Raw genomic sequence first — 21,969 nt, forward strand, 5'->3', positions numbered from 1 at the left:
CCCCCGGCGGCCGACCTGGAAGGGCGACCCCGCCCACCGCACCGGGCCGGCCTCCGCTGCGCCGGTCCGGGCGGGGCCTGCTGCCGCCCCCTCCCGGAAACTTCGTCTCCTGCCGAAAGGTCACCGACATGCCCCAACTCACCGAACTGGCACGGAAACTGGCCTCCGAGCCCAACTTCGCGACGCTCGCCACGATCGGCAGGGACGGCCTGCCCCAGCAGTCCATAGTCTGGGTGAAGGCCACCGACGACGGAGACGGGATCGCCTTCTCCACCGTCGAGGGCCGCGTAAAACACCTCAACCTGCTGCGCGACCCCCGCGCCGGCATCCTGATCACCGACCGCGACAACCCCTACGTCTACGCCGTCGTCCGTGGACCGGTCACCATCACCCGGGACGGCGGGCCGGAGCTGATCGACGAACTCTCGCACAAGTACGAGGGCCGGCCCTGGCAGGAGACCGCGACGACGCCCAGAGTCGTCGTCACCGTCAGCGCCGAGCGCGTCACCGAGTACGGCGCCTGATCGCCCCGTGAGGCGGCCGGCCCACTCTCCGGCTTCCGGACCGCAAGGATGTCATGGCGGTGGCTACTATGTGGTCTGACAATCTGCGGAGGACCCATGAGTGACCACGCCCCCCAAGCAACCACCGGGCCCCGGCCGGTCAACAACCAGACCCGCCGCGACGCCGTGGTGAACGAGTTGCGGCGGGCCATCCTGGCGGGAGAGCTGGGACCGGGGCAACGGCTTCGGGAGGTCCAGATCGCCCAGCAGATGGGGGTCAGCCGTCCCACCCTGCGTGAGGCCGTCTACCAGCTGACACACGAAGGACTCCTCGAACAGCAGCCCTACCGCGGAGTCGTCGTCACCGACATCGACGAGAAGTTCATCGCCGACGTGGCCGCGGTCCGGGTCGCCCTGGAAAAACTGGCCGCCCGGGCCCTGGCCGACGATCCCGACGGCTCCCGGAAGGAGAAGCTCCGCCGCAGCTGGGAGGAGTACCAGGCGGCCCACGCCGCCCAGGACCCGAACCGCCTCCACCAGGCGCACGTCAACCTCCACTGGACCGTTTGGACCGCCTCCGAGAACACCATGCTCGAACGCTTGTGGCCCACCGTGGAAGCCCAGATCAACATCGCCATCATGGTCGACGAGAGCACCCGTTCCGATCCCGATCGCGCCCTGCACGTCCATGAGCGGCTCATCGAGGCGATCCTCGACGGCGACCCGGCCACCATCGATGCCGAGGTGGAACGCCACACCATGGCGAGCGCCGGCGAACTCATCGAGATACTCGCCGAACGGAAGAAGCACGCCCGCGACCCTGATGCCTGACAGGGAACCGGGCCCGGCGCGGGGCGATGACGGACCTGCACCAAAGGGTGCCTGATCTGCGGCTTTGTGATCAGCAGCGGTCGACATGGTCCCGCATCTGGGGGCGCATCCGTGCGGATGCTCGCCCCAGGGCGGGATCAGTCGCGCGGGATGCGCCCCTTGCTGTGCATCGCAGTACGGACGCGTTCCTCGGCGAGGCCGCGGCCGGCGGCATGCGGGGTTACCTCTCGGCGCTCGGCTTCTTCGAGGACAGTGACCGTGTTGGCCCGCAGCCTGGTCGAGATCGTCTCGAAGATCCTGGCGGTGTCCGGCCGGAAACCGGAGTAACGGGCATCCATCGCGAAGGCGGCGGCGACGACGCCGCCGGCGTTGGCGACGAAGTCGGGGACCACCGTGATGCCGCGCTGGGCAAGGATGCCCTGGGCTTTCGCGGACGTGGGCAGATTGGCGCCTTCCACGACGAGCTTGGCCTTGATCTCGTACGCGGCGGTGTGGTCGATGACGTCCTGCAGTGCGGCGGGCACCAGGACGTCGCAGTCCACGGTGAGTTCCGCCCCGGGAGCGAGCGTGGTGCCCCGGCCCAGGCGGGTGACGAAGTGGTCGCCGTGCTCCTGGCGGGAGACCAGGAGGTCTTCGACATCGAGGCCGCTGGGGTCGTGCAGGGCGCCGTGGGCCGTGGAGACCGCCACGACGGTGGCCCCGAGCTCGGCGAACCGCCGGGCGGCGGCGGCACCGACGGCGCCGAAGCCCTGGATGGCGACGCGGGAGCCGGCCAGGAACAGGCCCTGGCGCCGGGCCGCGGCATCGGTTGCCTCGGCGACCCCGAAGCCGGTGACGCCGAGCTTGTCGTACGCCACGCCGCCGAGGTGCTCGGGGGTGCCGACGGCGGCCCCGCGGTCGCCCAGCTCGTCCTGGATGATGGCGGCGTCGCTCTCGGTCAGCCCCATGTCCAGCCCCATCACGTACTCGCGGGGCACCTCGTTGGACAGGGCCCGGGCGAACGCCCGCAGGATCGCCTCCTTGTCGCGCGAGGCGGGGTCGGCGACGATGCCGGCCTTGGCGCCGCCGTAGAAGAGGTCGACGCCGGCCCACTTCCAGGTCATGACACGGGCGAGGCGGGCCACCTCGCCGACGGTCACGGTGGGGCTCATGCGGGTTCCGCCCTTGCCGATGCCCCGGGCGGTGTTGTCGATGACCAGGACGCCCTTCATGCCGGTGCGCCGGTGGGAGACGACAACGATCTTCTCGGGGCCCCAGTCGTCGACGAGGGAGAGTGCGTCAGTCAAGGGTGTTCCTTGTCGGTAGGGGCAGCGCGCGGGCGATGAGCTGCGCGAAGTGGGTGCCTGTACGGTCCGTCTGCTGTGCGATCTGGGTGCGGCAGCTGAAGCCGTCGGCAAGGATGTGCGTGTCCGGTGCGGCCGAGCGCACGGCGGGGAGCAGTACCTGTTCGCCTGCGGCGACGGAGACGTCGTAGTGGCCGCGTTCGAAACCGAAGTTGCCGGCCAGGCCGCAACAGCCCGAGTCCAGCGTCGTGTTGTCGACCCCCATGCGGCGCAGCAGCGCACTGTCGGCGCCGAAGCCGGAGGTGGCGTGCTGGTGGCAGTGGGTCTGGCTGATCGAGGTGGCTTCGACTTGTGGGGGCTGCCAGTCGGGCGCCCGGTGGACGAGGAGCTCGGCCAGGGTGACGGTGGACCGGGCGATGACGCGGGCGTCGGCGTTTCCGTCGAGGAGTTCGGGCAGGTCACTCCTGAGGGCGGCGGTGCAGCTGGGCTCCAGGCCGACGACGGGGATGCCCGCGCCGGCGGCGGGACCCAGGGCGGCGGTGGTGCGCTGGGCGATGCGGCGGGCGATGCCCAGCTGTCCGGTGGTGATCCAGGTCAGTCCGCAGCACTGGGTGCCGTCGGGGACCTGGACGCGGAAACCGGCGCTCTCCAGCACGTCGACTCCGGCCTTGAGGACGTCGGGGGTGAAGTGGTTGTTGAAGGAGTCGACCCACAGCATGACCGGGCCGCGGTGTCCCTCGCCCTGGGGTGCGCGGTCGCGGAACCAGGTCAGGAAGGTCTGGTCGGCGAACCGGGGAATGTCGCGCTGCGCGGCGATCCCTCCGAGCCGCTTGATGAGGGGGGCCAGGCGGGAGGAGGTCAGGGCGTTGACCAGCCGCGGCACACGGGCGGCCGCCCGGGACAGCAGGGGGAGCCAGCCCATCGTGTAGTGGGAGGCGGGCCGGATCCGGCCCTTGTAGTGGTGGTGCAGGAACTCGGACTTGTAGGTGGCCACATCCACGCCGACGGGGCAGTCGGCACTGCACCCCTTGCAGGACAGGCACAGATCGAGGGCGTCGCGGACTTCCGTGGACCGCCATCCGTCGGTGATCACTTCGCCCTGGGTCATCTCGTACAGCAGGCGGGCGCGGCCACGGGTGGAGTCCTTCTCGTCCAGCGTGACCCGGTAGCTGGGGCACATGACGTCGCCGCGGTGGCTTGCGGAGCGGCATTTGCCGACGCCGACGCAGCGGCGGGTGGCCTTGGCGAAGTCACCGCCGTCCGTGTGGAAGGGGAAGACGGTGGTCAGGGGGAGCGGGGTGCGGTGGGGGCTGACCCGCAGGTTGCCGTCGACGGGCAGGGGGTTCACGATCATGCCGGGGTTGAGGCCGTTGTCGGGGTCCCAGATGTTCTTGAACTCCTCGAACAGGGCGATGACCTCGGGCCCGTACATCAGGGGCAGCAGTTCGGAGCGGGCCTGGCCGTCGCCGTGTTCGCCGGACAGCGAGCCGCCGTGCGCGGCGATCAGCTTGGCGGCGTCGGTGACGAAGGCGCGGAAGACTGCGGTGCCCTGCGCGGTGGTGAAGTCGAAGTTGATACGGACGTGCAGACAGCCCTCGCCGAAGTGCCCGTAGACCGCGCCCCGCAGATCGTGCTGCGCGAGCAGCCGGGTGAACCGGCGCAGGTAGGAGCCCAGTTGAGCGGGTGGGACGGCCGCGTCCTCCCATCCGGGCCAGGCTTCGGAGCCGTCGGGCAGGCGTGTGGCCAGGCCTGCTCCGTCCTCGCGGATCCGCCACAGCCGTCGGGCCCGCGCGGGATCGATGACGACCTCACTGCCGGTGAAGCCCGTGGCCCGCCGGGCGGTCCCGGCGAGTTCCGCGGCCCGCAGCGGCAGTTCGTCGGCTGTGCCGCCGAGTTCGGCGAACAGCCACGCCTGGGCGGCGGGCAGGTTGTCGATCGCGGCGCGGGTCTCCGGCCGGGTGACGATGTCGGTCAGCGCGTGGTCGAGTCCCTCCAGCGCCAGCAGCCGGTGCTTGAGCAGGGCGGGCACGGCATCGGCCGCGGCGCAGGCGTCCTCGAAGCCGAGGACGACCAGGGCCCGGGCGGGCGGCGGGGAGATGAGGCGGACGGTCGCCGAGAGGATCACGGCGAGCGTGCCCTCGCTGCCGACAAGGGCACGGGCGAGGTTGAAGCGCCGCTCCGGCAGCAGGTGCTCCAGCGCGTACCCCGACACCTGGCGGGGGAACTGCCCCAGCTTGGTGCGCAGCGCCGCCAGATTGCTCTGGGCGAGCCGGTACAGCGAGGCGATCAGCTGGGCGCGGTCATCACCGGCAGCCATGGCCTCGTCGATCTCGTCCTGGGTCATCTCGCCGAGACGGACCACCGTGCCGCGGTAGGTGACCACTTCGAGTTCCGTGACGTTGTCCGCGGTGCGGCCCCAGGCCAAGGAGTGGGTTCCGCACGCGTTGTTGCCGATCATGCCGCCGAGCGTGCACCGGCTGTGCGTGGAGGGATCGGCGCCGAACAGCAGGCCGTGCCCGGCGGCGGCCGTCTGGAGATCGTCCAGAACGATGCCCGGCTCCACCGTCGCGGTGCGCGCCTGGGGGTCCAGGGCGATGAGACGGTTGAAATAGCGGGAGAAATCCAGCACGACCCCTGGACCGACGGCCTGCCCGGAGGTGCTGGTGCCCGCGCCCCGGGATGTGACCGGCACGCCGAGGCGGCGGCACACGGCAAGGGCGTTGAGGACGTGCAGGCGCTCGCGCGGGAAGACCACCGAAAGGGGAATCTGCCGGTAGTTGGAGGCATCTGCCGAGTACTGTGCCCGGCGGCCGGCGTCGCCGGCGACCTCGCCGCAGTTCCCCCGGCTGAGGGCTTCGGTCACTGCTGCCGCGTCCATGCTGCCGAGGCCTTGCCCTGTCGTGGCCACTGGTGCTCGCTCCTTGTGCTCGCCGGTCGTGTTCGACCCGGCCACCCCAAGATGTCCGCCGGCCAGGCCACGCCACAAGGCCCAGCAGACCGAAAGCATTGACGCCCCAGACCAAGGATTACTTATGCTCGGGCCTCCGCACCTCTGAGGAGCCCGCCTTGCTGAAGCCTCTGCATCTGCTCACATTGAAGGCCGTCGTCCGCAGCAAATCGTTCGCCATCGCAGCCCGCGACCTCGGCTACACGGCCTCCGCGATCTCGCAGCAGATCTCCGCCCTGGAAAAGGAGACCGGGCTGGTCCTGTTCGAGCGGGAGGCGCACGGGATCCGTCCGACCACCGCGGCGCACCGCCTGGTCGACCTCAGCGCGCGGGCGCTGGCCGCCATGGACGACCTGGACTACCAGGTGCGGGAACTCGCCACCGGCGCCACGGGCCGGCTGAGGCTGGGCAGTTTCCCGACGGCGAGCGTCAGGCTGGTGCCCGCCGCGCTCTCGGCGCTCGGCGAAACGCATCCGCGCGCGCAGATCCACCTTGACGAGGGTGAACCCGAAGAGCTCATCGCCTCGCTCGGGAGCGGCGACCTGGACATCGCGCTGGTGTACGAGTACGGGCTCAGTCCGCGGCAGTGGCCCGACGGACTGACCTGCCATCACCTGTTGCGGGAGGACCTCATACTGCTGCGGGCACAAGGCAGCGCCCTGGGCGCTCATCTTCCCCACCTGGCCAGGGCGCGGTGGATCACCAGCCGGGAAGGCACGGCTGGCGCCCTGTCACTCACCCGGCTGTGTGCCGCCGCCGGATTCGATGCCGCGATCGCCTTCCGCAGCAACAACTACGACGTGGTGCGGGAGCTGGTCTCCGCCGGCCTGGGAGTGGCCGTCGTACCGGCCCTCAGTCACGTACTCAGTGAGGGGATCGAGGCCACACGCCTGACGCAGCGCTCCGCGCACCGCCGGGTGATGGCGTTGCACCGCGCCGAGAACAGCAATCCCCTGCTGGCCACGATGCTCGATGCCCTGCGGCGTGCGGTGCCGGCCGGCGAGCCGTATCTGCACCCGGCCTAGGCCCATCCTAGGCCGGGATGCCGCGCCGGGTCCCGGCCACCGCCCGAAGGACGTCGACCAGCGCCGCGACCGTGGGGCGACGCTCGGCGGAGGAACGGAACACCACGACGATGTGCCGCTCGATCGTCTCGTGCAGCCTTACAACGTCGAAGCGTGAGGCGCGCAGCCTGAGCATCAGATCCGTCACGGTGCTCACCCCGATGCCCGCCTCGACCAGCGCGAGGGTGGCCGCGGTGTCCGTTACCTCGTGCTGCACATCCGGCTCGATGCCCGCCCGCCGGCAGGCGGTGCGCACGGCGCGGCCGTAGTAGCTGTCGGCCGATGCCATGATCCATACCAGGTCCTGGGTGTCGGTCAGGGCGACTTCTTCGCGGCCGTCCATCGACCCGGCGGGCACCGCGAGTGAGAACCGCTCCCGGTAGAGCTGCACCACCCGCAGGGCCGGATCGCGAGGGATGGGCAGATCCGGGTAGTCCAGGCCCAGCGCCAGGTCCACGCCGCCGGAGGCGACGGCGTCGTACACCTCGTCCACGTCCATGTCGCGACTGTGCACGGCCAGCCCGGGATGGGCCTCGCGCACCCGCCGCAGGGCCTGCGGCAGAATCTCGGCGGCGGCCGTGGCGAACAGGCCGACCAGCAGCACCCCGGAGATCTCGTTGCGACTGCGCTCAAGGGCCTGAACCGCCTCGGCCTCCGTGGACAGGATCCGCTCGGCGTGATCGGCCAGCGTCATCCCGGCGTCGGTCAGCTCCACCCGTCGCCCCACACGCTGCAGCAGCTCCATGCCGGTTGCCTTCTCCAGCGCGGCGATCTGCTGGGAGACTCCGCCGGGGGTGTATCCCAGGGCCTGTGCCACCGCGGTGATGGTTCCGCGCCGGCGCAGCTCTACCAGGGAGCGCAGCTGGGAGCTGGTCCAGTCCATATAGAGATCCTAATAGATCAGACGCACTAACTGTTCATAGACGTCAACGGTTGGGGGCCGTCACGATGACAGGCAGATAGCTGATCAGCCCTTCTCACCACAAAACTGACAGCCCATGCCGCGCCCCGAACGGATGCCTCTTCGGATCTGGCGTCGGCCTCGGGAAAGGGATCGGCCTCTTGCCCACCTCATCCACCTTCCGCACCGTTCCGCCGACCGCCGATGTCGTGATCATCGGCGGTGGCGTGATGGGTGCCAGCATCGCCTTCCACCTGGCCGAGGCCGGAGTGACCGACATCGTCGTGGTAGAGCGCGGCGACCTGGGCTGCGGCAGTTCCGGCAAACCGATCGGCGGAGTGCGGGCCCAGTTCTCCGACCCGCTCAACATCGAACTGGGCAACCGGAGTCTGCGGGCCTTCCAGGACTTCGCGCACCGCCCCGGCGCCGACATCCGTCTCGACAGCGTCGGCTACCTCTTCCTGCTCACCAGCGACCAGCAGGCCGCGGACTTCGAGGTCAGTGTCCGGATCCAGAACAGCCTGGACGTGCCCAGCCGCATGATCAGCCCGGACGAGGCCCGCCGGCTGTGTCCCTACATCACCACCGACGGACTCGTGGCCGCCGTCTACTCAGCCGCCGACGGCCACGCCCGCCCCGCCCTGGTCGTCCACGGATATGCCGACTCCGCGGCCCGGGCCGGCGTCAGGTTCGCTCCGCACACCGCCGTGACCGGCATCGACACCGCCGGCGACCGTGCCACCGCCGTTCACACCGACCGCGGCCCGATTTCCTGCTCCACCGTCATCTGCGCGGCGGGCGCCTGGTCGGGGCAGATCGGCGACATGGCCGGCGTCAGCCTGCCGGTGCGGCCGGTGCGTCGCCAGCTGGCTTTCACCAAGCCGCTGACACCTCCGGCACCTCGCATTCCCTTCACCATCGACTTCTCGACCTCGGCCTACTTCCACAACAGCGACGACGGTCTGCTGTTCGGCCTGGCCGATCCCGACCAGCCTGACGGGTTCGACACCACCTGGACCCCGGACTGGCTCGAGCTGTTCCGTGCCGCCGCGCGGCGGCAGGCCCCCGCGCTGGCCGACATGGAGATCGCCGACGGCTGGGCCGGACTGTACGAGGTCACCCCGGACCACAACGCCCTGATCGGACGCTCCGGCGAACTGGCCAACTTCCTGTACGCCACCGGGTTTTCCGGCCATGGCTTCCTGCAGGCCCCGGCCGTCGGCGAGATCGTGCGCGACCTCTGCCTGGACCGCGAACCCTTCATCGACATCTCCCCCCTCAGCGCCGACCGCTTCCGGGCCGGGGCCGAGATCCGCCCCGAAGCCCACGTGGTGTGAATTCCCGTGACCGCCCGCCCGCCCGACCGCCCGACCGAAAGCCCGATGGAGAGGCAGAACCGTCGATGATCAGCCAGTGGCAACTGCGCGCCGCCTTCGCCTCGCGGCTCTCGGACATGTACGGGCGGGAGGTCCCCGCCTACACCACGCTCGTGGACGTCTCGCGCGAGGTCAACGAGGACGTCCTGCGCGCGCAGGGTGCCGACGCGGAACGTCTGGGATCCATCAGCCGGGTGACCGCGGAACGGCACGGCGCCATCCGCGTCGGCACCCCCGGCGAACTGCGGCAGGTCGCCCGCATCTTCGGGGCTCTGGGCATGCACCCGGTGGGGTTCTACGACCTGCGCGAGGCCGCCGCCAGCGCGGTGCCCGTCGTATCGACCGCGTTCCGCCCCATCGACGGCGAGGAACTGGCACGTAACCCCTTCCGCGTCTTCACGTCCATGCTCACCCCGGCGGACCCGCGGTTCTTCGACGCCGGTCTGCGCTCCCGCCTGGAGACGTTCCTCGCCGGCCGCGAGCTGTTTCCGCCGGAGCTGCTCGCCCTGGCCGACCGGGCCGAGGCGGAGAAGGAACTGCCGGACGCCGCAGCCGAACGCTTCCTCCTGCTCGCCGTGCAGGCCTTCGAATTGTCGGCCGAGCCGATCGACAAGGCCTGGTACGAGACCCTGGAGAAGGTCTCCGCCGTCGCCGCGGACATCGGTGGTGTGCGCAGCACCCATATCAACCACCTGACCCCGCGCGTCCTGGACATCGACGAGCTCTACCGGCGCATGACCCGGCGCGGTGTCGAAATGATCGACGCCATCCAGGGCCCTCCGGACTGGAAGGGCCCCGACCTGTTGCTGCGTCAGACGTCCTTCCGGGCGCTGGCCGAGCCCCGCGCCCTGCGTACCCCGGACGGCAGCGTGATCACCGGTGCCCTGCGCGTGCGGTTCGGCGAGGTCGAAGCCCGTGGCATCGCCGTCACCCGCGAGGGCCGGGCCCTCTACGACCGCCTGCTCGCCCTCGTCGACCAGCAGGCCGCCCTCCACCCCCATGGGGGTCCCCCCTGCTCGAGCGAAGCCGAGAGCTTGGGGGAGGACCGGAGCGAACTCGCCCGCACCCTGTGGGCCGAGCACGTCCCCGGCAGCGAGCGAGAACTCGCCACCCAGGGGCTGGCGTACTTCACCTACCAGGTCGCGCCCGACCGGCCACGGGACGGAAGCCGCCCGCCGACCGGCATCGGCGACTTGCTGGAGCAGGGCTGGGTCCGGGCCGAGCCCGTTGTCTACGAGGACTTCCTGCCCCGCTCCGCGGCCGGCATCTTCCAGTCCAACCTCAGCGGCGAGGGCTCCAGGAACAACGACCAGGAAGGCGCCGCCTACGACAGCGAATGGCTCTCCGGCGCCATCGACCGCGAAGTCCTCGACCCCTTCGCCCTCTACGAGCACCAGCAGAACCGCTCCATCGCCCGGGTCGCCAGGGAACTGGGACTAGGGCCTGTCCGGGAGGCGCACTCGGCTGACCCCGCCGATCCGGCCTCCTCACCCCTCAACCCCAAGGGAGCATCATGACCAGCACCACCCTGCCCACCACCGAGGACCTGCGCGCCCGGGCCCGTGCCGCCCTGGAGCGCATCGGTGTCACCGTTCAGGAAGGCGCCGACTTCCAGGCCCGTACGCCCATCACCGGCGAGGACCTCTTCGGCCTGACGGCCGCCACCGCCGCTGACACCGAGGAGGCCATCAGCGCCACCCGCGAGGCCTTCCTCACCTGGCGCACCACCCCCGCACCCCGTCGCGGCGAACTCGTCCGACGCCTGGGCGAGTTGCTCCGTGATCACAAGAGCGACCTGGCCGACCTCATCACCATCGAAGCGGGCAAGATCCGCTCGGAGGCGCTGGGCGAGGTCCAGGAGATGATCGACATCTGTGAGTTCGCGGTGGGCCTGTCCCGCCAGCTCTACGGGCGCACCATCGCCTCCGAACGCCCCGGCCACCGCCTCGCCGAGACCTGGCACCCCCTCGGTGTCGTCGGTGTCATCTCCGCGTTCAACTTCCCCGCCGCCGTGTGGTCGTGGAACACCGCCGTGGCCCTGGCCTGCGGCGACACCGTGATCTGGAAGCCCTCCGAGCTCACCCCGCTCATCTCGCTCGCCTGCGACCGGCTGCTGGCCCAAGCCGCCGAAGAGGTCGGCGCCCCCCTCGACGTACACCGTCTGCTGCTCGGCGACCGCACCATCGGCGAGAAGCTCGTGGACGACCCCCGCGTCGCGCTCATCAGCGCCACCGGCTCCACCCGCATGGGCCGCGAGGTCGGCCCCCGCGTCGCGGCCCGCTTCGGGCGCACTCTGCTGGAGCTCGGCGGCAACAACGCCGCCGTTGTCGCGCCCTCCGCCGACCTCGACCTCGCCGTCCAGGGCATTGTCTTCGCCGCCGCCGGTACCGCGGGACAGCGCTGCACCACCCTGCGCCGCCTCATCGTCCACCGCGACATCGCGGACACCCTCATCGCACGGCTGACGGCCGCGTACGCCAAGCTCCCCATCGGCGACCCGTTCGACGAGAACACCCTCGTCGGACCGCTCATCTCCACCAAGGCTCTCGAAAGCATGCAGGACGCCCTCACCCGCGCACAGGCGCGGGGCGGCAAGGTTCTCGTGGGCGGCGGCCGCCGGCTGGCCGACACCGCCCCGGGGGCGGCCTACGCCGAACCGGTCATCGTCCGCGTCGACGAACAGACCGACGTCGTCCGGGAGGAGACCTTCGCCCCGGTCCTCTACGTGCTGACGTACGACACGTTCGAGGAGGCCATCGCCCTGCACAACGATGTTCCGCAGGGCCTGTCCTCGAGCATCTTCACCCGCGACCAGCAGGAGGCCGAGCTCTTCCTCTCCTCCGAGGGCTCCGACTGCGGCATCGCCAACGTCAACATCGGCACCTCCGGCGCGGAGATCGGCGGCGCCTTCGGTGGTGAGAAGGAGACCGGCGGCGGCCGCGAGTCCGGCTCCGACGCCTGGCGCGCATACATGCGCCCGGCCACCAACACCATCAACTACTCCAGCCGGCTCGCCCTCGCCCAGAACGTCAGCTTCCTCTGAACGCGCGCCCTCAGCCCCGCCCCGGACCTGTGCCGGGGGCGGGGCTGACGGACACTCGCCCGGGACTGCGGTTACAGCGGCTGGAGCGAGGGTGCCCCGTTGCCCGAGGACTTCTCGTAGGCGGCGAGCAGGCGCTCGGTGTCGGCCATCTGCCGGAGCCAGCCGTCGCGGACGACGTCGATGCCCGTCTCGGGCTCCTGCAGGGAGGCCAGGTACCCGGCGAGCGGGGCGCCCCCCGGGCCCGCCTGCTCGTGCAGTTCGATCATTTTGGCCACGAGCTTGGTCTGCACGCCGTAGACCGGGATCTGCGGACCGCGCGGTGCGATGAGGCCGATGAAGTACAGCTTCTCGGCGGTTTCCGTCACGATGCCGCCCGCGTAGCGCACCGGAGCCCCGGCGGCGTAGGGGAAGAGGGAGTCGTCGAGGAACGGGAGCCGGACGTTGAAGCCGGTGGCCCACAGGATGGTGTCGTAGTCACCGGCCGTGCCGTCGCTGAAGTGGACGGTGTTGCCGTCGAAGCGCTCGATGCCCGGACGGACGGTGATGCGGCCGTGGTGGATCCAGTACAGGAGGAGGTCGTTGACGACCGCGCGGCCCTCGGCGAGGGTGGCTCCCTCGGGCTCGGGCAGGCCCGGGTAGGCGTTCCACTCCCCGATCGACAGGCGGGCCATGAGCCGGCTGATCAGGTCCTGCTCCGGCGGCGAGAAGCCGGCCAGGAACGGCACTTCCTGGCGTGGCACGCCGAAGTACGTCTTGGGCTGGAACCACGAGCCGTGCCGGATGACGATGTCGGCGTCCAGGCGGTGCTGGGCGACGTCGACGGCGAGGTCGCAGCCGGAGTTTCCGGCGCCGACGACGAGGATGCGGTCGCCCCCCAGCTCCGAGACGTTCTTGTAGACGCCGGAGTGGATCGTCTTTCCGGTGAACTCGCCGGGGATGTCCGGGATTTTGGGGTCCCACAGGTGGCCGTTGGCCACGAGCACGCCGTCGTAGACCTCGTCGTCCCCGGCGGAGGTGGTCACCCGCCAGCCGTACGACCCCGTCCGCGCGTCCGTGACGCCCTCGGGGGCCGGGACCGGCTCGACGCTCGTCACGGCCGTGCCGAACCGGATGATCTCGTAGAGGCCGTGCTCGCGTGCGTACGACTCGATGTAGGCGCGCACCTGGTCGCGGCGCGGGAAGTGCGGGTACCCGGCGGGCATCGGGAAGTCCTCGAACGCAGTCATGTCGCGCGAGGTGATGAGGTGAAGGGCGTCGTAGTCGGTGTGCCAGTGGCCGCCGACCCGGTCCGTCTTCTCGAAGCAGTCGACGCTGTGGCCGCGCCGGCGCAGTTGCTGGAGGGCGGAGACGCCTGCGGCTCCGGCGCCGATGACGCAGTAGCGGGACATGGGGGTTCCCTTCGTGGTCCGGGACGGTGGCTTCCGAAGCCGTCACCCGGCGGCCTTGGACCGGGGCGGGGTTGGCGTGCGGAGCGAGGGCTTCGTTGCATCCAGACGCGGTCAGGGGTGAGTGGGTCCGCCCGTCAGGATGACCAAAGTATTGACGGGACCACTGCTCTAGGTGAATGCGTGATTTACGCCGTGCCCATAGGTTTTTCCTATGGTCGACCCGCGCTCGTCAGGGGCGGCCGGGCCTCACTCGTCGCCGGCGCCCTCGATGTGGCTGATCACCGGGTCACAGGTCTCCAGCGCCGCCAGGTGCTTCGTGACCAGTTCCATCAGCACGCGCGTGGCGGGGGAGAGGTGGGCGTCGCGCCGGGTGATGAACGCGAACGTCTCGTGCAGGGGCGGGTCCAGCGAGACGGAGTGCAGGCGCTCCAGATACCCCAGCGAGCGGGCGAGGGGCAGGGAGATGACGGTGTCGCCGACGCCGCTGGCAGCGAGGGTGAGGGCCAGGGCGGGGGATTCGACCTCGGCCACGGGGCTGAGGGAGACGCCCGCTCTCTGGACGCGCCCCAGCAGCTGGCGACGGGTGGGGTCGATATTGCCCCAGCGCGCCTCGGGGAGGATGAGCGGCGCTTCGGCCAGCTGCTGCGCCGTGGGCGGCTCGGTGACGCGCGACGGATCGGCGCTGAGGTAGACGACCTCGCACGTCCATACGACGCCGCTCACGTCCAGGCCGCGGTCGTCCACCGGCAGGGCGACAAGCCCCGCCTCCAGTACGCCGTCACGGACGGCGTCGGCGACCTCGGAGGAGTTCAGCCCCACGACACGGATTCTCACCTTCGGGTGCTGGGCCCGGAAATCGGTGATCAAGCCGCTCAGCAGCAGGTGCTGCGCGCTGCTGAAGGTGCCGAAGGCCACGGTGCCGCCGGTGAGCGTACGCACTCCGCGCACCGACTCCTCTGCCTCATTCGTGGCGACGAGTACGTGCTGGGCACGCGGCAGCAGCAGATGTCCGGCCTCGGTCAGCACCAGCTTCCGGTTGGTGCGGACGAAGAGCGGGACGCCGAGCGAGTGCTCCAGGCGCCGGATCTGCTCGGACAGGCTCGGCTGCGCGATGTACAGCGCCTCCGCCGCCGCGGAGAAGGAGCCGTGCTCGACGGCGGCGAGGAAGTAGGTCAACTGCTGCAGAGTCATCGCGCTTGCCAAAGGCTGATCCTTGAGGAGCCTCGGAATTTCGAGGGTTTACCAATTGCCGTGGAGGTCTCCATACTCTCCGCAAGCGCTGGGGTGGTCAACGGGCGGACGCACATCACCTCGCCGGACCATGACCGGCCCGCACCCTCCGGCCCGCTCACCGAGCCAGTTCACAGGTCCCCAGCCTTCTCGTCCCCCTCCAGCCCGCTCACGGCTGGTGAAGGAGGTCTCCCCGTGCGGAACTCCTCTGAGCAAGTCCGCGAAGCGGTCCTGGAACCGAGCCGCGACGCCCGGGCCCGCCGCACCGATCAGTACATCCCATCCAGGAGACGGCATTGAGTACGCATCCCAGCACGCCGGCCGGCGCACGACTGTCCGGCAGGACCGTCCTGATCACCGGCGGTGCCCGCGGTCAGGGAGCCTCGCACGCCGAACGGCTCGCCTCCGAAGGTGCGCGGGTCCTGGCCTGCGACGTCCTCGACGACGCGGGCAAGGCCACTGCCGCCCGCCTCCAGGAGGCCGGGCTCGACGTGGAGTTCCTGCACCTCGACGTCACATCACCCGACGACTGGGCCCGGGCCGTCCAGCATGCCCGGACGGCCACCGGACGCCTGGACGTACTGGTCAACAACGCCGGGATCATCCACGTCAACCCGCTCCTCGAAGAACGCGCCGAGGACTGGAACGCCACCCTCTCCGTCAACGTCACCGGCCCGCTGCTCGGCATCCAGGCAGCCGCACCCCTGATGCGTGAGAACGGCGGCGGCTCGGTCATCAACGTCGCCTCGATCTTCGGAGTGGTCGGTGCCGCCGGCTACGTCGCCTACTGCGCCAGCAAGGGCGCCCTGATCGCGCTCACCAAGACCGCCGCCCTCGAACTGGCCGCCGACGGCATCCGCGTCAACGCCCTCTGCCCCGGCGGAGTCAGCACCCCCATGAACGAACACGAGAAGGAAGGCGGCGTGATCCCGCAGACCCCGATGGGCCGCCGTGCCCACGTCCGGGAGATCTCCGGCGCCGTCGCCTTTCTCGCGTCCGACGACTCCAGCTTCACCACCGGAACGGAGATGGTCATCGATGGCGGCTTCCTCGCCCACTGAGCCCACGCACTCGGGGCCCCCGCGCTCCGCGGCCCTGGTGACCGGCGCGGCCAGCGGCATGGGCCGGGCCGTCGCGGAGCGGTTCCTCGCCGAGGGCTGGTCCGTCCTCGGTGTGGACCGCGACACCGCGGCCCTCGACAAGGTGGCCGACGAGCTCGGGGCCGCCTTTCGGCCCGTGGCGGTGGACATCACCGACCGGGCCGCCGTTGCCACGGCACTCGGCTCCCCGGAGGGGCTGCGCGCTGTCGTCAACGCCGCCGGCATCTATCCCCCCACCCTTCTCGCCGACTACGACGAGCCGACCTACCGGCGCATCTTCGACGTGAATGTCCTCGGGACCCTCAACGTCACCGCCGAAGCCGTCCCCGCACTGCGCGGCGCAGGCGGCGGATCGGTCGTCAACTTCGCCTCCATCGACGCCTTCGCCGTCTCGCCCGGCCAGCTGATCTACAGCGCCTCAAAGGCGGCCGTGGTCTGCCTGACCCGCTCCCTCGCCCAGGAGCTGGCCGCCGACGGCATTACCGTCAACGCCATCGCCCCCGGCTGGGTCGACACCCCGGGCACCCGCGCCGGCGGTCGTATCGAACAGGCCGTCTCCACCATCCCGTTGGGCCGGGCCGCCCAGCCCGAGGAGATCGCCGACTGGGTCTGGAAGCTGTGCCACGGCACGTACATGACCGGCGAAACACTTGTCGTCAGCGGCGGCATCGCCGTCCGCTGACCCCTTTGAAAGCTCCCGCCACGCAACGGAGACATGCCCATGACCGTCCAGCACGCGCCGACGGACATAGGAGTACGCGCGTTCGCCGCGCAATGCGTGACGGCCGACCGGATCGGCTCACGGCCGGGAACGGCAGGTTACCCAAGGCGCCGAAAGTTACTCTTCGGTCTCGTCGACTGAATACAGGAGATTCGTTTCCGGCGAGTTAATTCCTCGCGAGATGGTGGCCCACGTGGGCCCCCCTGTTCTCGCATGCCCTCTTGGCGCATCCCGGCATGGATAACAATTCAATGCCGAAACCTGATGAAAACTTTGCCGTGACCTATAAGTGACGTGGAAGCCCCAGATTTCCCATTACCTTCGGCGTTGAGGAGTGGAATGTTCAGAGCAGCCAAGATTTTCGCAACGGTCGCGGTGGCCGGGCTCGCTGCAAGTGCCTGCGGGGGCAGCGCTTCGGGCGGCTCGGACGGTGGCTCGAGCAGCGGCACGATGGTCATCGGTGTTGACCTGCCGCTCCAGGGAGCGTCCAAGGACGCGTCCGAGTCGACGATCAACGCGATGAAGCTCTACCTGGACCAGGTGGGCGGCAAGGCCGGCAAGTACAAGGTGAAGCTCAAGGTCTACGACGACTCGACTGCCGCCAAGGGAGCCTGGGACGACGCGACCTGTGCCAAGAACGCGCAGGACCACGTGGCCAACACCGACGAGGTCGCGGTCATGGGCACCTACAACTCCGGCTGTGCGAAGATCGAGGTCCCGGTCCTGAACCAGGACCCGAAGGGCCCCATGCTGATGGTGTCGCACGCGAACACCAACCCCGGTCTGACGAAGTCCTGGGACCCGGGAGAGCCCGCGAAGTACTACCCGTCCGGTAAGCGCAATTACGCTCGCGTCATCGCGACCGACGATTACCAGGGTGCGGCGGGAGCCCAGTTCGCCGCCAAGGATCTGGGTGTCAAGAGCTGCTACGTCCTCAACGACAACCAGACGTACGGTATCGGTGTCGCCAAGGCGTTCGCGGACGAGGCGAAGAAGCAGGGCATCAAGGTGCTCGGCAACGAGGCGTGGGACCTCAAGCAGCCGAACTACACCGCGCTCTTCACCAACATCAAGGCGACGAACCCGGACTGCATCTACGTCGGCGGCATCTTCGACAACAACGGCGGCCAGCTGGTCAAGGACAAGGTCAAGGTCCTCGGGGACAACTCCAAGGTGAAGCTGATAGCACCTGACGGCTTCAGCGGTTACCCGGACTTCGACAAGCTGGCGCAGGCCCAGGGCTCGTACCTCACCTTCGCGGGTCTGACCACCACCAGCCTGCGCGAGCAGGGTGGCGTCGGCGCGAAGCTCCTCGACGCCTACAAGAAGAAGTACGGCGCCGACCCGGCGACCAACTACGCGCTGTACGCGGTAGAGGCGCTGCAGGTGATGCTGAAGGCGATCGAGCAGTCCGACGGGACCCGGGCGGGCGTCCGGGACCAGGTGTTCTCGGGCAGTGGGATATCCATCCCGGCCGACGAGTCGGCCGTGGGCAAGACGCTCACCATCTCCCCGAAGACGGGCGATGTCGACGTCCTGGACATCTCGGTGATCAACGTCAAGGACAACGAGGAGAAGTTCCTCAAGCCGTGGCCCGTCAGCTGAGCTGAGGCCTGCGGGGCGGGCGGCATCCGACCAGGTGCCGCCCGCCCCGGACCGGCTTCCGGCCGGCTCCCCTGCACGTGATCTCACCCCCCGAGGACCCTTCATGGCAGCAGCTGCTACCAGCGTCGTGGTGCCAGCCACGATCGACCGCAAAGCGGTTTTCCAGCGCTATGTCACGTACGCCATTCTCTTCGGCGTCGTCGTCTGGCTCGGCGTCAACCTGATCCACGCACCCTCACAGTTCTTCTCGGCGGGCGCTGACGGACTCAACAACGGGATGCTCTACGCGCTCATCGCGCTCGGGTACACCCTGGTCTACGGCATCATCGAGCTGATCAACTTCGCCCACGGCGACCTGTTCATGCTCGGAGCCCTGTTCAGCGGATTCCTGCTGACCACCGTCATGGGCCAGACCACCTCCACGCTCCTCGGCTGGGTGCTCCTGCTCGTCACGCTGGTCGCCACCATGGCCTTCTGCGGCGGCGTCAACGTGACCCTGGAGTTCGTGGCCTACCGCCGCTTGCGGCGGGCTCCCAAACTCGCCCCGCTGATCACCGCGGTCGGCATGAGCTTCATCCTGCAGTTCGTCGGCCTGAAGTGGAACGGCTCGACGCCCCAGCAGTGGCCGACCATTCTTCCCGAGGGGTCCTTCGGGTTCGGCGGCTTCAAGGTCGACTACAGCCTGCTGGCCGTCATCGCGGTGACCGTGCCCGTCCTGCTGCTGCTGAAGTGGGTCGTCACCAGCACCAGGCAGGGCAAGGCGATGCGGGCCGTCGCCCAGGACCAGGACGCCGCCCGGCTCATGGGCGTCAACGTGAACCGGACCATCTCCTTCACCTTCCTGATCGGCGGGGCGCTGGCCGGTACCGCAGGCGTGATGTACCAGCAGGTCGTGGGCACCACGGCGTACAACCTGGGCTACCAGATGGGGCTCATCGCCTTCACCTCCGCGGTCCTCGGCGGCATCGGCAACATCTCCGGCGCGGTGCTGGGCGGCCTGCTGATCGGCGTCATCCAGGGCTTCAACGACGGCCTGCCCTACGGGTTCCACCAGAGGTGGTCCCAGACAGTGGTCTTCACCATCCTCATCCTGCTCATGGTCTTCAAGCCCGAAGGCCTGCTGGGCCGACCGACCACGGAGAAGGTGTAGCCCATGGCTTCCATATCCGTATCCGTACCGCACCGGCTGCGGTGGCCGCTGGGATACACCGCCGTGGCGGTCCTGGTGTTCCTGGCCTACTACTACATGATCCCCAGCCTCGGACCCGACGGCCAGACGTTCTTCCGTAACTGGCTGCCGCTCACCTCGGTCAACGAGGCGCTGGTCTGGGTGATCTGCGCACTCGGTCTGAACATCGTGGTCGGCTACGCCGGCCTGCTGGACCTGGGCTTCGTCGCCTTCTGGGCCATCGGCGGCTACGTCGCGGGCTGGCTGATGTCCGGCAAGTTCTACGATGTCAACTTCAACTTCTTCGGCGGCGCGTCCGGGCCGGGCATCCACATCAGCTTCTGGCTGGTGCTGATCGTCGGAGGAGCGTTCTGCGCACTGTGGGGCGTGATCATCGGCGCGCCCACCCTGCGCCTGAAGAGCGACTACCTCGCGCTCGTGACGCTCGGCTTCGGCGAGATCATCCCGCAGGTCTTCCTGAACGGCGACAACATCGGTGGCTTCAACCTGACCAACGGCGCCCAGGGCATCACCCCGGTCGACCCGATCGCCATCGGCTCCACCAAGCTCGGGCCGTTCGACCTGGTGTGGAAGTACCTGATCTTCGTGGGGATCGCCGCGCTCGTCGTCTTCATCACGCTGCGGCTGCGCGAGGGCCGGCTGGGCCGCGCCTGGCTGGCCATCCGCGAGGACGAGCTCGCCGCGAGCATGATGGGCGTACCGCTGATGCGCACCAAGCTCGCGGCCTACGCGGTCGGCGCGGTGGCGGGAGGCCTGGGCGGAGTCGCCTTCGCCACGCACGTCAACGGTGTGCTGCCCGACCGGTTCAACTTCTCGATCTCCATCACCCTGCTGGCGATGGTCGTGCTCGGCGGCATGGGCAACGTCTGGGGCGTCATCCTGGGCGCGCTCGTGCTCGCCTGGATCAACTCCACCGGGCTGCCGCAGTTCGGCACGTCCTTCAACGAACAGTTCGGGACGAACGTCAACTTCCCCTCGTACAACTTCCTCCTGTTCGGCGGCATCCTCGTCCTGATGATGCTGTTCCGGCGCGAGGGCATCCTGCCCGAATCCCGCACCCGGCTGATCCTGAAGGAACCCAGCCGGACCGACATGGAGTCGCTGCACGCCGACATGGAGGAAGCGGCCCCCGAACTGGACGAGGAACTGGAACCCGTCATCGCCGCCGACGGAACAGGGGAGAAGGCATGACGACTCCGCAGACAGCGCCCCAGGACACCGAGACCGGGCTGAAGCTGCGCGCCGACCACATCACGGTGCAGTTCGGCGGCCTGGTGGCCGTCAACGACGTCAGCTTCACCATCCCCGAGCAGTCCGTGGTCAGCCTGATCGGGCCCAACGGCGCGGGCAAGACGACGTTCTTCAACGTGCTCACCGGCCTGTACCGGGCGACCAGCGGCCGGGTGGTCCTCGGCGACCGGGACATCACCACTCTGGTCCCGCACAAGATCGCCGCCCTCGGCATGGCCCGTACGTTCCAGAACATCCGGCTCTTCGGCCTCATGACGGCCGAGGAGAACGTGAAGGTCGCCATGCACTCCAAGCTGAAGGCGGGGCCCTTCCACACCATCGTGCGGACCCCCCGGCAGCGCCGCGAGGAGCGGGAGGCCCATGAGACCGCTCGGGAGCTGCTGGAATTCGTCGGCATCGGCAAGTTCGCAGGCGAGTACGCCCGCAATATCTCCTACGGCGACCAGCGTCGGCTGGAGATCGCCCGCGCGCTCGCGCTCGACCCGAGCGTCCTGCTGCTGGACGAGCCGACCGCAGGCATGAACCCCCAGGAGTCGGCGACGTTCACCTCGTTCGTGCACAGGCTGCGCGACGAGAAGGACCTCTCGGTCCTGCTCATCGAGCACGACATGAGTGTCGTCATGCAGGTCTCCGACCGGATCACGGTCCTCGACAGAGGAGAGAAGATCGCCGAAGGCGGCCCCGACGACATCAGGAACGACCAGCGGGTGATCGAGGCGTATCTCGGGAAGTCCGGAAGGGACAAGAAGATATGAGCGGCGCCAACGGCGTGACCGAGACCCGCGAGCCGATGCTCGAACTCGACGAGATCCACGTCTACTACGGCAACATCGCGGCGGTGAAGGGTCTGTCGCTCACCGTCTACCCAGGCGAGATCGTCACCCTCATCGGCTCCAACGGCGCGGGCAAGTCCACCACCCTGCGGGCCATATCCGGCCTGCTGCCGGTGCGGCGCGGCACCGTGACCTTCCAGGGCGAGAAGCTCAACGGTGTGGCCGATCACGAAATCGTCAGGCGCGGCATCGCCCACTCTCCGGAGGGGCGGCGGATCTTCCCCAAGATGACCGTGGACGAGAACCTCGACATGGGCGCCTTCCTGCGCAAGGACAAGGAGGGGATAGCCGAGGACCGGGAGATGATCCTGGAGCTCTTCCCCCGGCTCCGGGAACGCATCCACCAGAAGGCGGGCACCATGTCCGGCGGCGAGCAGCAGATGCTCGCCGTCGGGCGGGCGATGATGGCGAAGCCCCAGCTGCTGCTGCTCGACGAACCCTCCATGGGGCTCGCCCCGGTGCTCGTCGACGTCATCTTCGAAACAATCGTCCGGATCCGCGAGCAGGGCACCACGGTGCTCCTCGTGGAACAGAACGCCCTGGCCGCGCTCGAGGTCGCGGACCGCGCCTACGTTCTGGAATCCGGCTCCCTGAAACTCCATGGTCCTGCGGACGAGCTGGCCGAGGACCAGGAGATCGTCAGCGCCTATCTCGGCGGCTGACACACCCCGGGCGCGCGGGTGCGCCCACCTGGCGCGGCCACT

19 protein-coding genes are annotated in these 21,969 nt (G+C 69.3%); 13 read left to right on the forward strand and 6 right to left on the reverse strand.

Features of this window, described 5'->3' with window-relative positions; genetic code table 11:
• Positions 1 to 128 precede the first annotated feature (128 nt).
• Both OG607_RS38090 and OG607_RS38095 read left to right on the forward strand, forming a co-directional pair.
• Complete coding sequence (locus tag OG607_RS38090; RefSeq protein ID WP_405733669.1) at positions 129 to 524, forward strand: PPOX class F420-dependent oxidoreductase; 396 nt, start codon at positions 129 to 131, stop codon at positions 522 to 524.
• 96 nt (positions 525 to 620) lie between these two features.
• Positions 621 to 1,334, forward strand: coding sequence for a GntR family transcriptional regulator (locus OG607_RS38095; RefSeq protein ID WP_405733672.1), 714 nt, complete (start codon positions 621 to 623; stop codon positions 1,332 to 1,334).
• Positions 1,335 to 1,471: 137 nt separating this feature from the next.
• On the opposite strand, the gene OG607_RS38100 is transcribed toward OG607_RS38095, so the two are convergent.
• Positions 1,472 to 2,620 (reverse strand): Glu/Leu/Phe/Val dehydrogenase, encoded by a 1,149-nt coding sequence (locus OG607_RS38100; RefSeq protein ID WP_405733674.1) that lies wholly within the window; start codon positions 2,618 to 2,620, stop codon positions 1,472 to 1,474.
• Entirely contained in the window at positions 2,613 to 5,525 is a 2,913-nt protein-coding gene (locus OG607_RS38105) for an FAD-binding and (Fe-S)-binding domain-containing protein (RefSeq protein ID WP_405733677.1), read from the reverse strand. Before OG607_RS38105 ends, OG607_RS38100 begins: the two co-directional genes overlap by 8 nt.
• A gap of 158 nt (positions 5,526 to 5,683) precedes the next feature.
• On the opposite strand from OG607_RS38105, the gene OG607_RS38110 reads away from it, so the two are divergent.
• Complete coding sequence (locus OG607_RS38110) at positions 5,684 to 6,589, forward strand: LysR family transcriptional regulator (RefSeq protein WP_405733680.1); 906 nt, start codon at positions 5,684 to 5,686, stop codon at positions 6,587 to 6,589.
• Positions 6,590 to 6,596: 7 nt separating this feature from the next.
• On the opposite strand, the gene OG607_RS38115 is transcribed toward OG607_RS38110, so the two are convergent.
• Positions 6,597 to 7,511, reverse strand: a complete 915-nt coding sequence (locus OG607_RS38115; protein WP_405733683.1) for a LysR family transcriptional regulator — start codon at positions 7,509 to 7,511, stop codon at positions 6,597 to 6,599.
• 179 nt (positions 7,512 to 7,690) lie between these two features.
• On the opposite strand from OG607_RS38115, the gene OG607_RS38120 reads away from it, so the two are divergent.
• The 3 genes from OG607_RS38120 (at position 7,691) to OG607_RS38130 (ending at position 11,948) form a co-directional block, all read left to right on the forward strand.
• The gene (locus OG607_RS38120; RefSeq protein WP_405733686.1) at positions 7,691 to 8,866 is read left to right on the forward strand and encodes an NAD(P)/FAD-dependent oxidoreductase; all 1,176 of its coding nucleotides are present in this window, start codon (positions 7,691 to 7,693) and stop codon (positions 8,864 to 8,866) included.
• A 65-nt stretch (positions 8,867 to 8,931) separates the two neighbouring features.
• The gene (locus tag OG607_RS38125; RefSeq protein ID WP_405733689.1) at positions 8,932 to 10,422 is read left to right on the forward strand and encodes a 2-oxoadipate dioxygenase/decarboxylase family protein; all 1,491 of its coding nucleotides are present in this window, start codon (positions 8,932 to 8,934) and stop codon (positions 10,420 to 10,422) included.
• Positions 10,419 to 11,948, forward strand: a complete 1,530-nt coding sequence (locus OG607_RS38130; RefSeq protein ID WP_405733692.1) for an aldehyde dehydrogenase family protein — start codon at positions 10,419 to 10,421, stop codon at positions 11,946 to 11,948. The genes OG607_RS38125 and OG607_RS38130 overlap by 4 nt, the downstream gene beginning before the upstream one ends.
• A gap of 71 nt (positions 11,949 to 12,019) precedes the next feature.
• Here OG607_RS38130 and OG607_RS38135 read toward each other — a convergent pair whose 3' ends face one another.
• The gene (locus OG607_RS38135; protein WP_405733695.1) at positions 12,020 to 13,336 is read right to left on the reverse strand and encodes a flavin-containing monooxygenase; all 1,317 of its coding nucleotides are present in this window, start codon (positions 13,334 to 13,336) and stop codon (positions 12,020 to 12,022) included.
• A gap of 246 nt (positions 13,337 to 13,582) precedes the next feature.
• Positions 13,583 to 14,539: a LysR family transcriptional regulator gene (locus tag OG607_RS38140; protein WP_405733698.1), complete on the reverse strand. Its 957-nt coding sequence runs from the start codon at positions 14,537 to 14,539 to the stop codon at positions 13,583 to 13,585.
• 323 nt (positions 14,540 to 14,862) lie between these two features.
• Between OG607_RS38140 and OG607_RS38145 the strand changes: the two genes are divergently transcribed.
• Together OG607_RS38145 and OG607_RS38150 are read left to right on the forward strand one after the other, a co-directional pair.
• Positions 14,863 to 15,627, forward strand: a complete 765-nt coding sequence (locus OG607_RS38145; RefSeq protein ID WP_405733701.1) for an SDR family NAD(P)-dependent oxidoreductase — start codon at positions 14,863 to 14,865, stop codon at positions 15,625 to 15,627.
• On the forward strand, positions 15,605 to 16,348 hold the full coding sequence (locus OG607_RS38150) for an SDR family NAD(P)-dependent oxidoreductase (protein WP_405733704.1): 744 nt from the start codon (positions 15,605 to 15,607) through the stop codon (positions 16,346 to 16,348). Before OG607_RS38145 ends, OG607_RS38150 begins: the two co-directional genes overlap by 23 nt.
• Positions 16,349 to 16,635: 287 nt before the next feature.
• Here the strand turns inward: OG607_RS38150 and OG607_RS38155 are convergent, their stop codons facing one another.
• On the reverse strand, positions 16,636 to 16,845 hold the full coding sequence (locus OG607_RS38155; protein ID WP_405733707.1) for a hypothetical protein: 210 nt from the start codon (positions 16,843 to 16,845) through the stop codon (positions 16,636 to 16,638).
• Here OG607_RS38155 and OG607_RS38160 point away from each other — a divergent pair.
• The 5 genes from OG607_RS38160 (at position 16,838) to OG607_RS38180 (ending at position 21,927) form a co-directional block, all read left to right on the forward strand.
• Positions 16,838 to 17,992, forward strand: a complete 1,155-nt coding sequence (locus OG607_RS38160; RefSeq protein ID WP_405733709.1) for a branched-chain amino acid ABC transporter substrate-binding protein — start codon at positions 16,838 to 16,840, stop codon at positions 17,990 to 17,992. The genes OG607_RS38155 and OG607_RS38160 overlap by 8 nt on opposite strands.
• A gap of 103 nt (positions 17,993 to 18,095) precedes the next feature.
• Complete coding sequence (locus OG607_RS38165) at positions 18,096 to 19,142, forward strand: branched-chain amino acid ABC transporter permease (RefSeq protein WP_405733712.1); 1,047 nt, start codon at positions 18,096 to 18,098, stop codon at positions 19,140 to 19,142.
• Between the two features lie 3 nt (positions 19,143 to 19,145).
• A complete protein-coding gene (locus OG607_RS38170) occupies positions 19,146 to 20,372 on the forward strand; it encodes a branched-chain amino acid ABC transporter permease (RefSeq protein ID WP_405733715.1) in 1,227 nt (408 codons plus the stop codon).
• A complete protein-coding gene (locus OG607_RS38175; protein ID WP_405733718.1) occupies positions 20,369 to 21,187 on the forward strand; it encodes an ABC transporter ATP-binding protein in 819 nt (272 codons plus the stop codon). Before OG607_RS38170 ends, OG607_RS38175 begins: the two co-directional genes overlap by 4 nt.
• Positions 21,184 to 21,927: an ABC transporter ATP-binding protein gene (locus tag OG607_RS38180; RefSeq protein ID WP_405733720.1), complete on the forward strand. Its 744-nt coding sequence runs from the start codon at positions 21,184 to 21,186 to the stop codon at positions 21,925 to 21,927. Before OG607_RS38175 ends, OG607_RS38180 begins: the two co-directional genes overlap by 4 nt.
• The last annotated feature ends 42 nt before the right edge of the window (positions 21,928 to 21,969 follow it).

It is taken from the genome of Streptomyces sp. NBC_01537 (assembly GCF_045040445.1).
GTDB lineage: Bacteria > Actinomycetota > Actinomycetes > Streptomycetales > Streptomycetaceae > Actinacidiphila.